The sequence below is a fragment of the Kitasatospora sp. NPDC048722 genome, from assembly GCF_040650235.1.
Classification (GTDB): Bacteria; Actinomycetota; Actinomycetes; order Streptomycetales; family Streptomycetaceae; genus Kitasatospora.
In genome coordinates, this window is the sequence record NZ_JBEZGX010000010.1 from 80,462 (window position 1) to 94,984 (window position 14,523).

At 72.6% G+C, this 14,523-nt stretch carries 12 protein-coding genes; 9 read left to right on the forward strand and 3 right to left on the reverse strand.

Annotated elements, in window-relative coordinates; all coding sequences use genetic code 11:
* The first annotated feature begins 27 nt into the window (after positions 1-27).
* The 6 genes from AB0C76_RS10485 to AB0C76_RS10510 all read left to right on the forward strand — a co-directional run bounded on the left by AB0C76_RS10485 (position 28) and on the right by AB0C76_RS10510 (position 8,607).
* Positions 28-1,644: an NADH-quinone oxidoreductase subunit M gene (locus AB0C76_RS10485; RefSeq protein ID WP_359962619.1), complete on the forward strand. Its 1,617-nt coding sequence runs from the start codon at positions 28-30 to the stop codon at positions 1,642-1,644.
* An 11-nt stretch (positions 1,645-1,655) separates the two neighbouring features.
* Complete coding sequence (gene nuoN / locus AB0C76_RS10490) at positions 1,656-3,278, forward strand: NADH-quinone oxidoreductase subunit NuoN (protein WP_359962813.1); 1,623 nt, start codon at positions 1,656-1,658, stop codon at positions 3,276-3,278.
* A 288-nt stretch (positions 3,279-3,566) separates the two neighbouring features.
* Complete coding sequence (locus tag AB0C76_RS10495) at positions 3,567-4,577, forward strand: polyprenyl synthetase family protein (protein ID WP_359962622.1); 1,011 nt, start codon at positions 3,567-3,569, stop codon at positions 4,575-4,577.
* Positions 4,578-4,703: 126 nt separating this feature from the next.
* Positions 4,704-5,366, forward strand: coding sequence for a response regulator transcription factor (locus AB0C76_RS10500; RefSeq protein WP_359962625.1), 663 nt, complete (start codon positions 4,704-4,706; stop codon positions 5,364-5,366).
* A gap of 212 nt (positions 5,367-5,578) precedes the next feature.
* Positions 5,579-7,558, forward strand: a complete 1,980-nt coding sequence (locus tag AB0C76_RS10505; RefSeq protein ID WP_359962628.1) for a 2-oxoacid:acceptor oxidoreductase subunit alpha — start codon at positions 5,579-5,581, stop codon at positions 7,556-7,558.
* Complete coding sequence (locus AB0C76_RS10510) at positions 7,555-8,607, forward strand: 2-oxoacid:ferredoxin oxidoreductase subunit beta (protein ID WP_359962630.1); 1,053 nt, start codon at positions 7,555-7,557, stop codon at positions 8,605-8,607. The genes AB0C76_RS10505 and AB0C76_RS10510 overlap by 4 nt, the downstream gene beginning before the upstream one ends.
* A gap of 75 nt (positions 8,608-8,682) precedes the next feature.
* On the opposite strand, the gene AB0C76_RS10515 is transcribed toward AB0C76_RS10510, so the two are convergent.
* The 3 genes from AB0C76_RS10515 to AB0C76_RS10525 form a co-directional block, all read right to left on the reverse strand.
* Positions 8,683-9,063, reverse strand: a complete 381-nt coding sequence (locus AB0C76_RS10515) for a VOC family protein (RefSeq protein WP_359962633.1) — start codon at positions 9,061-9,063, stop codon at positions 8,683-8,685.
* 153 nt (positions 9,064-9,216) lie between these two features.
* Entirely contained in the window at positions 9,217-10,884 is a 1,668-nt protein-coding gene (locus AB0C76_RS10520) for an LCP family protein (protein ID WP_359962636.1), read from the reverse strand.
* Positions 10,877-11,407, reverse strand: coding sequence for a DUF6542 domain-containing protein (locus tag AB0C76_RS10525; RefSeq protein WP_359962639.1), 531 nt, complete (start codon positions 11,405-11,407; stop codon positions 10,877-10,879). Before AB0C76_RS10525 ends, AB0C76_RS10520 begins: the two co-directional genes overlap by 8 nt.
* A gap of 474 nt (positions 11,408-11,881) precedes the next feature.
* Here AB0C76_RS10525 and AB0C76_RS10530 point away from each other — a divergent pair, with 474 nt between their 5' ends.
* The 3 genes from AB0C76_RS10530 (at position 11,882) to AB0C76_RS10540 (ending at position 14,518) form a co-directional block, all read left to right on the forward strand.
* On the forward strand, positions 11,882-13,219 hold the full coding sequence (locus tag AB0C76_RS10530) for a ferredoxin reductase family protein (RefSeq protein WP_359962642.1): 1,338 nt from the start codon (positions 11,882-11,884) through the stop codon (positions 13,217-13,219).
* 73 nt (positions 13,220-13,292) lie between these two features.
* Positions 13,293-13,760, forward strand: coding sequence for an FMN-binding protein (locus AB0C76_RS10535; protein ID WP_359962645.1), 468 nt, complete (start codon positions 13,293-13,295; stop codon positions 13,758-13,760).
* The gene (locus tag AB0C76_RS10540) at positions 13,760-14,518 is read left to right on the forward strand and encodes an FAD:protein FMN transferase (RefSeq protein WP_359962648.1); all 759 of its coding nucleotides are present in this window, start codon (positions 13,760-13,762) and stop codon (positions 14,516-14,518) included. The genes AB0C76_RS10535 and AB0C76_RS10540 overlap by 1 nt, the downstream gene beginning before the upstream one ends.
* Positions 14,519-14,523: the final 5 nt, after the last annotated feature.

Consider the following 14,523-nt stretch of genomic DNA (forward strand, 5'->3'; position numbering starts at 1 on the left):
TCCAGAACACCATCGGGGAGGCCGGGCATGAGCGTCCTCCTGACCGCCACGTGCGCCGTCCCGGCGGCCGGCGCGGTGCTGACCGCCGCGATGCCCGCCGGGTCCACCGAGGCGCGGCGCACCACGACCAAGGCCGTCGCGCTCGGCACCTCGGCCGTCGCGCTGGCCCTGGCCGCCCTGGTGGCCGTGCGGTTCGACCCGCACGGCGACCGCTACCAGCTGACCGAGTCCCACAGCTGGATCCGCTCCTTCGGCATCACCTTCTCGCTCGGTGTGGACGGCATCGGCGCGGTGCTGGCCCTGCTGACCGCCGTGCTCGTGCCGATCGTGATGCTCGCCTCCTGGCACGACGCGGACCCTGCGCCCGCGCCGGACGGCACGTTCGAGAACAGGCGGCGCACCCAGGGCTTCTTCGCCCTGATCCTGGCCGTGGAGGCGATGGTCCTCGTCTCCTTCTACGCCACCGACGTGTTCGTGTTCTACGTGTTCTTCGAAGCCATGCTGATCCCGATGTACTTCCTGATCGGTGGCTTCGGGGACCGTGCGGGCGGCCCCGACGCGGCGCGCCAGCGCTCCTACGCGGCCGTCAAGTTCCTGCTGTACAACCTGCTCGGCGGCCTGGTGATGCTCGCCGCCGTGATCGGCCTGTACGTGATCGCGCAGGACCAGGGCCTCGCGACCTTCGACCTGCCGACCCTCGCCTCGGCCGTCGCCGACGGCAAGCTGCAGTTCAGCGGCACCGCCTCCAAGGCGCTGTTCCTCGGCTTCTTCTTCGCCTTCGCGGTGAAGGCCCCGCTGTGGCCGCTGCACACCTGGCTGCCGAACGCGATGGGCGAGGCCACCGCCGGCACGGCGGTGCTGATCACCGCCGTGGTCGACAAGGTCGGCACCTTCGCGATGCTGCGCTTCTGCCTCGGCCTGTTCCCCGACGCCTCGAAGGCCTTCGCCCCGGCGATCCTCGTGCTGTCGGTGATCGGGATCGTCTACGGTGCGCTGCTCGCGATCGGCCAGAAGGACATCAAGCGCCTGGTCGCGTACGCCTCGATCTCGCACTTCGGCTTCATCATCATGGGCATCTTCGCGCTGACCAGCCAGGGCCAGAGCGGTGCCACCCTGTACATGGTGAACCACGGCATCTCCACCGCCGCGTGGATGCTGGTGGCCGGCTTCCTGATCTCGCGCCGGGGCTCGCGCCTGATCGCCGACTACGGCGGCGTGCAGAAGGTCGCCCCGGTGCTCGCCGGGACGTTCCTGCTCGGCGGCCTCGCCACCCTGTCGCTGCCCGGCCTCGCCCCGTTCGTCAGCGAGTTCCTCGTCCTGGTCGGCACGTTCACCCGCTACCCGGCGATCGGGATCGTCGCGACCTTCGGCATCGTGCTGGCCGCGCTGTACGCGCTGCTGCTCTACCAGCGCACGATGACCGGCCCGGTCAAGGCGGAGGTCACCGGCATGCCGGACCTCAAGGTCCGCGAACTGGCCGTCGTGGCCCCGCTGGTGGCGCTGACGATCCTGCTCGGTGTCTACCCCAAGCCGCTGACCGACATCGTCAACCCGGCGGTGAACGCGACGCTCTCGCAGGTCCACGAGACCGACCCGGCGCCGGCCCACCCGGTCGCCGCCACCTCAGGAGGTGAGCAGAAGTGAGCACCACCGGCATGCTCGCCGCCGCCGGCGGTTCCACCCCGAGCATCCCCGCGCCGCACCTCGAGTACGGCCAACTCTCCCCGATGCTGGTGGTGTTCGCCACCGCCGTGGCCGGCGTCCTGGTCGAGGCCTTCGTGCCGCGCCGCTTCCGGCACTGGACGCAGGTCGTCCTCGCGCTCACCGGCCTGGCCGGCGCGTTCGCCGCGATCGTGGTGCTCGCCGCCCAGGGCCACGGCACCACCAGGATGGACCTGCTCGCCATGGAGTCGGTGGCGATGGACGGCCCGGCGCTGTTCCTCCAGGGCGTGATCGTCCTGGTCGCCGCCGTCGCCGTGCTGACGTACGCCGAGCGGCGCCTGGAGCCCAGGGCCGGCGGGCTGCCGGCCGACGCGTTCGCCGCGCAGGCCGCCGCCACCCCCGGCGGCGAGCAGGAGCGGGCCGCGGTCCGGGCCGGCTTCGCCACCAGCGAGGTGTTCCCGCTGACCCTGTTCGCCGTCGGCGGCATGCTGCTCTTCCCGGCCGCGAACGACCTGCTGACGATGTTCGTCGCGCTGGAGGTCTTCTCGCTGCCGCTGTACCTGCTGTGCGCGCTGGCCCGGCGCCGCCGGCTGCTCTCCCAGGAGGCGGCCGTCAAGTACTTCCTGCTCGGCGCCTTCGCCTCGGCGTTCTTCCTGTTCGGCACCGCCCTGCTGTACGGCTACGCGGGCAGCGTGAAGCTCGGCGACATCGCCGACGTCATCTCCGGCAAGGCGATGACCAACCCGGCGCTGCTCAGCAGCACCCGCACCGACACGCTGCTGCTGATCGGTCTCGCGATGCTCGCCGTCGGCCTGCTCTTCAAGGTCGGCGCCGTGCCGTTCCACGCCTGGACCCCGGACGTGTACCAGGGCGCGCCGACCCCCGTCACCGGGTTCATGGCGGCGGCCACGAAGGTCGCGGCCTTCGGCGCGTTCCTGCGCCTGTTCTACGTCGCCTTCCCCGGGCTGCGGCTGGACTGGCGGCCGGTGCTGTGGGGCGTGGCGATCCTGACGATGGTGGTCGGTGCGGTGCTCGCGGTCACGCAGCAGGACGTCAAGCGCCTGCTCGCCTACTCCTCGATCGCGCACGCCGGGTTCATCCTCACCGGGGTGATCGCCACCAACAAGCAGGGCCTCGGCTCGGTGCTGTTCTACCTGCTCGCGTACTCCTTCGTGACGCTCGGCGCGTTCGCCGTCGTCACCCTCGTGCGCGACTCCAAGGGCGAGGCGACCCACCTGTCGAGCTGGGCCGGCCTCGGCCGGCGCTCCCCGCTGGTCGCGGCGGTGTTCGCGCTGTTCCTGCTGGCCTTCGCCGGCATCCCGCTGACCTCCGGGTTCACCGGGAAGTTCGCGGTGTTCCAGGCGGCGGCGGCCGGCGGCGCGACGCCGCTGGTCATCGTCGGCGTGCTGAGCTCGGCGGTGGCCGCGTTCTTCTACATCCGGGTCATCGTCCTGATGTTCTTCTCCGACCCGCAGCCCGGCGGCCCGACGGTCGCGATCCCGAGCGCCTTCACGGCGACCGCGATCGGTGTCGGGGTGCTCGTCACCCTCGTCCTCGGGGTGCTGCCGCAGTACTTCCTGGACCTCGCCTCGAAGGCCGCGCTCTTCGTCCGCTGAGGCCGGGAGACCCCCGCAGCGTCCGGGCCGCCCCCCGCGGGGCGCGGCCCGGACGCGGTCTTCCCGCCGCCGCCCCGGAAGGTGCAGCAGCCCTTATTTCCAGCCGCATTCACATCCGGCGCCCGAGCGCTCCCGCAGCCGCCCTGACCTGGGACTCCGGCCCGATCATGACAGCATCCGCACGCCCGTGCAGTGATCCACTCGTGACCGGATACCCTGCCTGTATGGCCAGCGGCGGCACTCAGGGACCAGGCCGCTAGAACGACCAGGGACAGAGGAGTGGTCTTCGTGACCGTCGTGGGACCCTTCGGGCTCAGCGTGCAGGACCGCGACCTGACCCGGGACGTCCAGGCCGGACTGGACGCGGTGGAGACGGCGCTGGCCGAGGCCGTCAAGAGCGACGTCCCGTTCATCACCGTCACCGCCAGCCACCTGATCGAGGCCGGCGGCAAGCGCTTCCGCCCGCTGCTGCTCCTGCTGTCCGCCCAGTTCGGCGACCCCGGCGCGCCCGGCGTCGTGCCGGCCGCGGTCGTCGTCGAGCTCACCCACCTGGCCACGCTCTACCACGACGACGTCATGGACGAGGCCCCCGTGCGCCGCGGCGCCCCCAGCGCCAACTCCCGCTGGGACAACTCGGTGGCCATCCTCACCGGCGACTTCCTCTTCTCCCGCGCCTCCCAGGTGCTCGCCGACCTCGGCCCCGAGGCCGTCCGGCTGCAGGCCGACGCCTTCGAGCGCCTCGTCACCGGCCAGATCCTGGAGACCCGCGGCCCCGGCCCGGACGGCGACGAGCTCGCCCACTACCTGGCCGTGCTCGCCGGCAAGACCGGATCGCTGATCGCCGCCTCCTGCAAGATAGGAGCGCTGATGGCCGGCGCCGAGGCGCGCGTGGTGGAGACCCTCAGCGAGTTCGGCGAGCGCATCGGCATCGCCTTCCAGCTCGCCGACGACGTCCTCGACATCGCCAGCGACGGCCACGAGTCCGGCAAGACCCCCGGCACCGACCTGCGCGAGGGCGTGCCGACGCTGCCCACCCTGCTCCTCCAGGGCATGCCCGCCGACCCCGCCGACCCCGAGGACACCCGGCTGCGCGAGCTGCTCGCCCAGGACCTCGCCGACGACGACCTGCACGCCGAGGCGCTGCGCCTGCTGCGCCGCCACCCGGCGCTGGAGCTCGCCCGCCGCGAGACCCTGCGCCAGGCCGAGGACGCCCGCGCCCTGCTCGCCCCGCTGCCGGACTGCGCGGCCAAGGCCGCCCTCGAAGCCCTCTGCGACTCGGTGGCCATCCGCACCATGTGACGCGCCGGGACCGGCGGGTCCGGGTCCGGGGCCGAGCGCCCCGGACCGGGCCCGGCAACCCCCGGCGCGCCGTAGCTCCGATAGGGAAGACTGGGCCCGTCAGCTCACCCCTGCCGGAAGGTCGCCATGCGCCGCGTCGTCATCGCCGAGGACTCCGTACTGCTGCGGGAGGGCCTGACCCGGCTGCTCACCGACCGCGGCCTGGAGGTCGTCGCGGGGGTCGGGGACGGCGACGCCCTGCTCAAGACCGTCCACGACCTGGCCGACACCGGCGACCTGCCCGACGTCGTCGTCTCCGACGTGCGGATGCCCCCCTCGCACACCGACGAGGGCCTGCGCGCGTGTGTCGAGCTGCGCGGCCGCTACCCGCAGCTGGGCGTGCTGGTGCTGTCACAGTTCGTGGAGGAGCGCTACGCCTCCGAACTCCTGGCCGGATCCACCCGGGGCGTCGGCTACCTCCTGAAGGACCGGGTGGCCGAGGTGCGCGAGTTCGCCGACGCGGTGCTGCGGGTCGCCGAGGGCGGCACCGCGCTCGACCCGGAGGTCGTGCAGCAGCTGCTCAGTCGCAGCCGCAAGGGCGACGTTCTGGCCGGTCTGACCCCGCGCGAGCGCGAGGTGCTCGGCCTCATGGCGGAGGGCCGCACCAACGCGGCGGTCGCGCGTCAGCTCGTGGTGTCCGACGGCGCGGTCGAGAAGCACGTCAGCAACATCTTCCTCAAGCTCGGCCTGGCCCAGAGCCCGGAGGACCACCGCCGGGTGCTCGCCGTGCTGACCTACATCAACTCGTAGCGCCCGTCCTCCGGACCTGGCGGGCCGGCGGCCGGAATGATCTCCGGCCGCCGCGCGTTGACGGTGCTGTGGGCGAGTACCGGTCATTTCCCGCCGCACGCGGGAGTTCCGGCCCCGGCTGGTTGAGCGCGCATAGGATGCCAGAGGTGCACCAGGCGGACGGGGCACAGGGTCACGCCCGCGGTGGCGTGCCCACGAGGAGGTCCGCGGCAGTGACCAGTCAGGTCGATCAGTCAGAGGCAGTGGACGGCTCGGACGGCGACGAGAACCGTTCGGGTCCCGGTGACGGCCGCTCCGGCGCGGCCGTGGCGGCCGGTGCGCAGCACAGACACGCCAAGCCGGTCCGCCGCCTGGACCGGGTGATCATCCGGTTCGCGGGCGACTCCGGCGACGGGATGCAGCTGACCGGTGACCGGTTCACCTCCGAGACGGCGTCCTTCGGCAACGACCTCTCCACCCTGCCGAACTTCCCCGCCGAGATCCGGGCCCCCGCCGGCACCCTGCCGGGAGTCTCGTCCTTCCAGCTGCACTTCGCCGACCACGACATCCTGACCCCCGGCGACGCCCCGAACGTCCTGGTCGCGATGAACCCGGCCGCCCTCAAGGCGAACCTGGCGGACCTGCCGCGCGGTGCCGAGATCATCGTCAACACCGACGAGTTCACCAAGCGGGCCCTCGCCAAGGTCGGTTACGCCGCGGACCCGCTCGCCGACGGCTCGCTGGAGGCCTACCACCTGCACAAGGTGCCGCTGACGACGCTGACGCTGGAGGCGCTCAAGGACAGCGGCCTGGCCCGCAAGGACGCCGAGCGGGCGAAGAACATGTTCGCCCTCGGTCTGCTGTCCTGGATGTACCACCGGCCCACCGGCGGCACCGAGAGCTTCCTGCGCGGCAAGTTCGCGCGGAAGCCGCAGATCGCCGAGGCCAACATCAGCGCGTTCCGGGCGGGTTGGAACTTCGGCGAGACGACGGAGACCTTCGCGGTCTCCTACGAGGTGGCGCCGGCGAAGCTGCCGGCCGGCCGCTACCGCAACATCTCCGGGAACCTCGCGTTGTCCTACGGCCTGATCGCCGCGGCCGAGCGCTCCGGGCTGCCGCTGTACCTCGGCTCCTATCCGATCACCCCGGCCTCGGACATCCTGCACGAGCTGAGCAAGCACAAGAACTTCGGCGTGCGGACGTTCCAGGCCGAGGACGAGATCGCCGGCATCGGCGCGGCGCTGGGCGCGGCCTTCGGCGGCGCGCTCGGCGTGACGACGACCTCGGGCCCGGGCGTCGCGCTCAAGAGCGAGACGATCGGCCTGGCCGTCTCGCTCGAACTGCCGCTGCTGGTCGTGGACATCCAGCGCGGCGGCCCGTCCACCGGCCTGCCGACCAAGACCGAGCAGGCGGACCTCCTCCAGGCGATGTTCGGGCGCAACGGCGAGGCGCCGGTGCCGATCGTCGCCCCGGCCACGCCGGCCGAGTGCTTCGCGGCAGCGCTGGAGGCGGCCCGGATCGCGGTCACCTACCGCACCCCGGTGTTCCTGCTCTCGGACGGCTACCTGGCCAACGGATCGGAGCCGTGGCGGATCCCCGAGGTGGACGAACTCCCGGCGATCGAGCCGGACTTCGCGACCGGTCCGAACCGCGAGGACGGCGCCTTCTGGCCCTACCAGCGGGATCCGAAGACGCTCGCCCGCCCGTGGGCGGTGCCCGGCACCCCCGGCCTGGAGCACCGCATCGGCGGCATCGAGAAGCAGGACGGCACCGGCAACATCTCCTACGACCCGGCCAACCACGACTTCATGGTCCGCACCCGGCAGGCCAAGGTGGACGGCATCGTGGTGCCGCCGGTCGAGGTGGACGACCCGAGCGGCGAGGCCCGGGTGCTGGTCCTCGGCTGGGGTTCGACGTACGGGCCGATCACGGCGGCGGTGCGCCGGGTGCGGGCCGACGGCGGCGAGATCGCCCAGGCACACCTGCGCCACCTGAACCCGTTCCCGGCCAACCTGGGCACGGTGCTGCGGAGTTACGACAAGGTCATCGTCCCCGAGATGAACCTCGGCCAGTTGGCGCTGCTGCTGCGCGCCAGGTACCTGGTGGACGCGGAGTCCTACAACCAGGTGCGCGGGCTGCCGTTCAAGGCGGCGCAGTTGGCGGACGTGCTGTGGGCGGCGATCGGCACCCTGGACGAGGAGGACAATCGATGAGCGAGCAGTTCCCCTCGTTGCGGCTGGTGCCGAAGACCGAGGAGCGGCAGAGCGCGAAGGACTTCAAGACGGACCAGGAGGTGCGCTGGTGCCCCGGCTGCGGGGACTACGCCATCCTGGCGGCCGTGCAGTCGTTCATGCCGGAGCTGGGGATCAGACGGGAGAACACCGTCTTCGTCTCCGGCATCGGTTGTTCGTCGCGTTTCCCCTACTACATGAACACCTACGGGGTGCACTCGATCCACGGGCGGGCGCCGGCGATCGCGACGGGCCTGGCCTCGTCGCGGCGGGACTTGAGCGTGTGGGTGGTGACGGGTGACGGCGACGCGCTGTCGATCGGCGGCAACCACCTGATCCACGCGCTGCGCCGCAACGTCAATCTGAAGATCCTGCTGTTCAACAACCGGATCTACGGTCTGACCAAGGGTCAGTACTCGCCGACCAGCGAGCTCGGCAAGATCACCAAGTCGACGCCGATGGGTTCGCTGGACGCCCCGTTCAACCCGCTCTCGCTGGCGATCGGCGCGGAGGCCTCGTTCGTCGCGCGGACGATCGACTCCGACCGCCAGCACCTGCAGTCGGTGCTGCGGGCGGCGGCGGTGCACGAGGGTACGGCGCTAGTGGAGATCTACCAGAACTGCAACATCTTCAACGACGGCGCGTTCGAGGTGCTGAAGGAGCCGGGCACCCGGGACGAGGCGCTGATCCGGCTGGAGCACGGCGCGCCGGTGCGCTTCGGCGCGGACGGGGGCCAGGGCGTGTTCCGGGGGCCGGACGGCGAGCTGTTCACGGCGGCGGTGACGCCGGACAACGAGGGCTCGCTGGTGGTGCACGACGCGCACGCGGAGAGTCCGACCGCGGCGTTCGCGCTGTCGCGGATCGCGGACGCGGACACGCTGCACCACACGCCGATCGGGGTGTTGCGGGACGTGCGGCGCCCGGTGTACGACGAGCTGATGGCAAACCAGCTGGCGACGGCGGCGGCGCACCACGGTCCGGGCGATCTCGCGACGCTGCTGGCGGGCAACGACACGTGGACGGTCGACTGACGTCCTCCGCGCGGACGACGGCGCCCCCTCGACCGGCCGGGTCGAGGGGGCGCCGTCGCGTGTGCCCGCCGCCGGTTACTGCCGGACCCACTCCACGACCTCGATCACGACCCCGTTCGGGTCGGCGACCTGGAACAGCTTCTCGCCCCACGGCTCCTGGCGCAGCTCCATGGTGATCTCCACCCCCTCGCCGCGGAGCCGCTCCTGCTCGGCGGCGGCGTCGGCGACCGTGAACGCGAGGATCACGCCGGCCGCGGTGTCGTCGCGGTAGGTCTCCGGCAGGACCTCGATGCCGCGCCGGAGGAACACCACGTTGACGCCCCCGCCCGGGTGGCCGAGCGAGACGAACCCGTCGGCGGACATCAGCTCGGTGTAGGCGAAGTGCTGCTGGAGGAAGGCGGCGGACGCGGAGACGTCCGGGACGGTCAGGGAGACGACGGAGTCGGTGATCAGCACGGCGGTGGACCTCTCCTCGGAACGGGGCGCACGGTTATCCCGTACGCAGTACACTATACATAGTACGGAGAAAATGGCGAGGGACGGCCGGAGACGCCCGAAGGCGGGACTCCCGGGTGGGAGCCCCGCCTTCGGTGCGGTGGGTGGGGTGCGTCAGTAGACGCAGGGGATGCCGCCGTCGGACTGGGCGTCGACGCCCGGGCCCTGCATCGGCAGGCTGGCGGCCGGGTCGGCCGGGGCCTGCGAGGCGCCGGCGCCCGGGACGGCGGGCTTGTCGTCCGCCACGCCCGTGAAGGAGGTGCCGAGGATGACGACCACGTGGTCGGCGCCGGTGGCGGTCGACTCGGTGGCGGTCACGCCGTAACGGGCGGCGATCTGCTCGGCCGCGTCCTTGGCGCCCTTGCCGTAGGTCACCGTGGTGGTCTTCGGCTTCGAGGCCGCCTGACCGGACTTGCCCTCCTTGAAGCCCATCGCGGTGAGGGCCTTGGACTCGGTGGCGGCGCCGCCCTCGACCTTGGAGGCGTTGTAGACGTCCACCGTGGCGGGAGAGGCCGCCTTGGCGGCGGCCGTCGCCGTCGCCGGGGCGGGTGCCGGCTGGCTCGGCGCGGCGGTGTCGGTGGCCGCGCCGCCCGGGGCGGGCGCGGAGGCGTCGGCGTAGCCGAACACCTGCTTGACCACCTTCTGGATCTTGGACGGGGTGACGAGGTTGACGTCCTCGCCGTTCTTCCTGCCGAAGCCGTCGAAGGTGAGGGTGTTGAACTCGACGTTGCCACCGGTCAGGGCCGGCGCCTGCTGGGCGAAGTCGAGGACGTTCCACTGGTTGTCGATGACCAGGTCCTTCTGCACGACGCCGAAGAGGTCCTTGAGCTTGCCCAGGTCGCTGATGATGCCGTCCTGCTTGAGCTTGTGCGTGACGGACGAGATGAAGGCCTGCTGGCGGTGGGTGCGGGCGAAGTCGCCGGAGTTCCCGTCCGGACCGTCCAGGTTGTGCCGCTGGCGGACGAAGGACAGTGCCTGGGAGGCGTTGAGGTGGTTGATGCCCTTGTGGAAGTCGGCACCGGAGCCCTGGCCCTCGATCGCCGGGTCCTTGGTGTCGTGGGTGAGGCACACGTCGATCGGCTGCACCGCCTTGGCGATGTCGTAGAAGCCCATCAGGTTGACCTCGGCGACGTGGTCGACGGGCTGGTCCAGGAAGGTCTGGACGGTGCGGATGGTCGCCGCGCGTCCGGCGTCGCGGCCGGCCTTCTCCAGGTCCGCGCCCTTGAGGCCCTTGGCCTGGAGCGCGGGCGTGGCCTTGTCCTTGGCGTTGCCGTAGGCCTCCTTGATCTTGGCCATGCCCATCTGGGTGCCGTCGCCCTTGAACGTCATGACGTAGTCGTCGCGGGGGATGGAGACGGCCTGCACCTTGCCGCCGCCCGCGGGTATGTGCAGGAGGATCAGGGAGTTGGTGTTGTAGCCGCCGATGTCGGAGCTGTGGCCGGCGTGCAGCTCGTCCTGGACGAACTCCGGGGGCAGGTCGGTGCCGTCCATGTTCTTGCGGCTGTCGAGGCCGATCAGCAGCAGGTTGACCGAGTTGTCCAGGTGCTTGGGCGCGTCCTTCTTCGTCTCGGCGATGGCGTTGGACGTCGTCATGCCGTCGGTGAGGGACGTGTACTCGTACCAGACCACCCCGCTGGACACGAACACCGCGAGCGCCGTGGACGCGGCCGCCGTGCGCCCGGCGATGAGCAGCGGCGATCGGCGTGCGGCCGGTGGCTGCGGGGTCTGCGCGGCGCGTCGTGCCGCGCCGCGGCCCTCGCCGCCGGCGGGGTTCTCAGCCATGGTGCTTCCTCCTGTCCAGGACCACCCGGACCACGATCACCAGCACGGCCGCCCCTGCGGCCGCGGCCATCACGGGAAAGCCGTGGACGACCCACTTCGCGGAGCCGGTCGCCAGCGCCTTGCCCTTGTAGGCGTCGCTGTTGGCCGCCAGTTCGGCGGCGGCCGTGACGCCGAGGACGACCAGCGGCGAGGCGCACAGCACCCACCACCAGCCGTTGCGGGTGCTCAGCGCCGCCGCCAGGCCCGTCCCGAGGACGGAGCCGGCCGCGAACGCGGAGCCCATGCCGGGGCCGGAGAGCTCGTCGACGGCCGCGCCCAGCGCGGGCAGGACGAGGGCCAGCGCCGCGGGCAGCAGGGCGCCGCCGGCGCGGGGCCGCGCCGGTGCGGCGCTTCGTCCCGCCGCGGCGGACCGTCCGCTCGCCGCGCTGCGCCCGGGGGCCGCGGGCGGCTCGGGGGCCGCGGGCCGTCCCGGCCGCCGTTCCGGTTCCTGGGTGGAGGACGTCCGTCCTCGTCTTCCAGCCACGCACTCACCCCCGGTGTCTGCCGCGCCCGTGCACCACGGCGGCGGCCTCACCCGGTCCCTCGGCGGGACGGCGTCGTGGTCGCTGTCGATGACTGGACGTCGGCGTTCGGCCGGCCGGTTCCCGCTGTCGGTCGGGGGCAGGCTCGCGTACAGGTTTCCTCTACACGGGTGTAGAGATCGAGCGCAGCATATAGCACCCCTGTTCGGCGCGGGTTTCGGACCGAGGGCTCTCCGAGGTTTCCCGGCTGCTTCCCCACCTGGCCCCGTCGGTCGTGCCGCCGATTGTCGCGGATGAGAAGGCGGTGAGAAAAGAGCTTCCCGTGAAGACGCCCCTGACCTGCGGTGATGTCGGATTTCCCGGGTCGTTCGGGGGCGTCCGCGACCACGGCGGACGGCGGGCTCAGGCCTCGTTGAATTCCCGACAGCACAATGGCGTTCCCTGATGGCACCCGGAGGCGGGAGGAGGGGCGCGCAATGGCCGCCACCGTCACACGGCCGCCCGCGGCGGTCCGGCACCGGGCCCCGGAGGAGCTCGTCCCCGGCGCGGTGCTCGCCGCCGTCGCCCTCGGCGCCCTCGGCGTGCTCGCCCTGTGGTGGCGCGACACGGCCTTCGTGGCCGGCGCCGCGGGCTGGCTGAGCGGGGCCGGCCGGATCTCCGGCCTGCTCGCCGGGTACGCCGCGCCCGTCCTGCTGCTCCTCATGGCCCGGATCCCGCTGCTGGAGCGGGAGGTCGGCGCCGACCGGCTCGCCCGCTGGCACGCCTTCGGCGGCCGGTACCTGGTCGGCCTGGTCACCGTGCACGTCCTCACGATCGTGTGGGGCTACGCGCTGACCGACGGGCGCGGAGTGGTGGGGGAGGGCGTGGACATCGTCCTCCACTACCCCGACATGCTCAAGGCCACCGCCGGGACGCTCCTGCTCCTGGCCACCGGCGCGCTCTCCGCCCGGATCGCCCGCCGCCGCCTCGGCTACGACGCCTGGTACTACCTGCACCTGGCCACCTACCTCGCCGTCGCGCTCGCCTTCGGCCACCAGCTCACCACCGGCGCCGACCTCGGCGACGGCCCGGCCCGCCCGGCCTGGTACGCCCTCTACCTGGGCACCCTCGCCGTGCTCGGCTGGTACCGGCTGGCGCTGCCCTACCTGCGCGACCGGCGGCACCGGCTGCGGGTGGCCGAGGTGCGGCCGGAGGGCCCCGGCGTCGTGTCGGTGTTCCTCGTCGGCGAGCAGGTGGAGCGGCTGCGGGCCGAACCCGGGCAGTTCTTCCGCCTGGAGTTCAAGGCGCCCGGCCTGCGCTGGGCCGCCAACCCGTACTCGCTGTCCGCGCCGGTGCGCCCGCCCTTCCTGCGCTTCACCGTCAAGGACCTCGGCGAGCACAGCGCCGCCGTCGCGAAGCTGAAGCCCGGAACCCCGGTGCGGGCCGAGGGCCCGTACGGGGCGTTCACGGGGCGGCGGCAGCGGCGGCGCAAGGTGCTGCTGCTGGCGGCCGGGGTCGGCATCACGCCGCTGCGGGCGCTGTTCGAGACGCTGCCGGGCCAGGTGACGCTGGTCCAGCGCGCCCGCCGCCCCGAGGACCTGCTGTTCCAGGACGAGCTCGCCGCGATCGCCGCCCGCCGCGGCGCCGCCGTCCACCCGGTGGTCGGCACCCGCGCCGAGGTCGGCGACCTCGGGGCCGTGCTGCGCCGGCTCGTCCCGGACCTCGCCCGGCACGAGGTGTTCCTCTGCGGCCCGGAGGAGTTCTCCGCGGACGCCGTCCGGGCCCTGCACGCGGCCGGCGTGCGCCGGATCCACCACGAGGCCTTCGGCTTCTGACCGTCGCTGCCCCGAAGGCCCGACCGTTCCCGACCGTTCCGACCGATCCCGACGAGCAAGGGGAGTACCCACCGTGCGCAGAGCCGTCGTCGTCGGCAGCGCCACCGCCGCGGGCGTGATCCTGCTGCTGTCGCTCAAGCCGCACCAGGGCGCCACGAGCGCCGCCGCCCCGATCAGCTCCGGCGGCTCGGGCGGCGCCGACGGCTCCGGCGGTACGTCCGGCACCTCCTCGGCGCCGCCCGCGCAGGCGTCGGACACCTCGGGCACCCGCGCGATCACCGGGGACTCCGTCGACACCCGGTACGGGCCGGTCCAGGTCAAGGTGACCCTCGCGGGCAAGAAGATCACCAGGATCGACGTGGTGAAGTACCCGACCGAGAGCGGGCGGGACAGGTCCATCAACAGCTACGCCCTGCCGGTGCTCAACCAGGAGGCCGTGGCGGCCCAGAGCGCGGCGATCGACGTCGTCTCCGGCGCCACCTACACCAGCGACGGTTACACCCGCTCGCTGCAGAGCGCCCTCGACAAGGCGGGTTCGTGATGACGGGGGTGCGCAGGCACGCCGAGCACGTGATGGGGACGGTCTTCTCCTTCGCGGTCCACGGCGGCGGCCGGGAGCTGGAGGACCTGCTCGCCCGGATCGTCGTGCGGCTGCACCGGATCGACGAGGTCTTCTCCCCTTATCGGGAGGACAGCGACATCAGCCGGTTCGGGCGCGGGGAGATCGCCCTCGACGCGTGCGACCCCGAGGTCGCGGAGGTGCTGGCGCGCTGCCGCGAGGTGGCGGTGCAGACGGACGGCTTCTTCACCATGCGGCCCGGCGGGGTGCTCGACCCGAGCGGCTGGGTCAAGGGCTGGGCGGTCGAGGAGGCCTCGCGGGCACTGCGGGAGGCCGGTTACGAACGGCACTGCGTGAGCGGCGGCGGCGACGTCCAGACGGCGGGCGGGCCCTGGCGGGTCGGCGTCGCGGACCCGCTGCGGCCGGGGGAGGTGATCGCCGTGGTCACCGGGAACGACGTCGCGGTGGCGACCTCGGGCACCGCCGAGCGCGGCGCCCACATCGTCGACCCGTACCGGGGGAGACCGGCGGAGGGGCTCGCCTCGCTGACCCTGGTCGGCGAACGGCTGGCGCACGTGGACGCGTGGACGACGGCGGCCTTCGCGATGGGCCCCGACCGGGGCCTCGCCTGGGCGGCCGCCCAGCCGGGGATAGAGGCGCTCGCCGTCCTGCCGACCGGCGCCACCCGGTGGACCCCGGGCTTCCCGGCCCGTACGGACGCGGCGAGGGCGGTCGGATGACGGGG

Coding starts and splice junctions, on each gene's coding strand:
- AB0C76_RS10485 (WP_359962619.1), top strand. CDS start 28: ATGAGCGTCCTCCTGACCGCCACGTGCGCCGTCCCGGCGGCCGGCGCG.
- nuoN (WP_359962813.1), top strand. CDS start 1,656: ATGCTCGCCGCCGCCGGCGGTTCCACCCCGAGCATCCCCGCGCCGCAC.
- AB0C76_RS10500 (WP_359962625.1), top strand. CDS start 4,704: ATGCGCCGCGTCGTCATCGCCGAGGACTCCGTACTGCTGCGGGAGGGC.
- AB0C76_RS10510 (WP_359962630.1), top strand. CDS start 7,555: ATGAGCGAGCAGTTCCCCTCGTTGCGGCTGGTGCCGAAGACCGAGGAG.
- AB0C76_RS10520 (WP_359962636.1), bottom strand. CDS start 10,884: ATGGCTGAGAACCCCGCCGGCGGCGAGGGCCGCGGCGCGGCACGACGC.
- AB0C76_RS10530 (WP_359962642.1), top strand. CDS start 11,882: ATGGCCGCCACCGTCACACGGCCGCCCGCGGCGGTCCGGCACCGGGCC.
- AB0C76_RS10540 (WP_359962648.1), top strand. CDS start 13,760: ATGACGGGGGTGCGCAGGCACGCCGAGCACGTGATGGGGACGGTCTTC.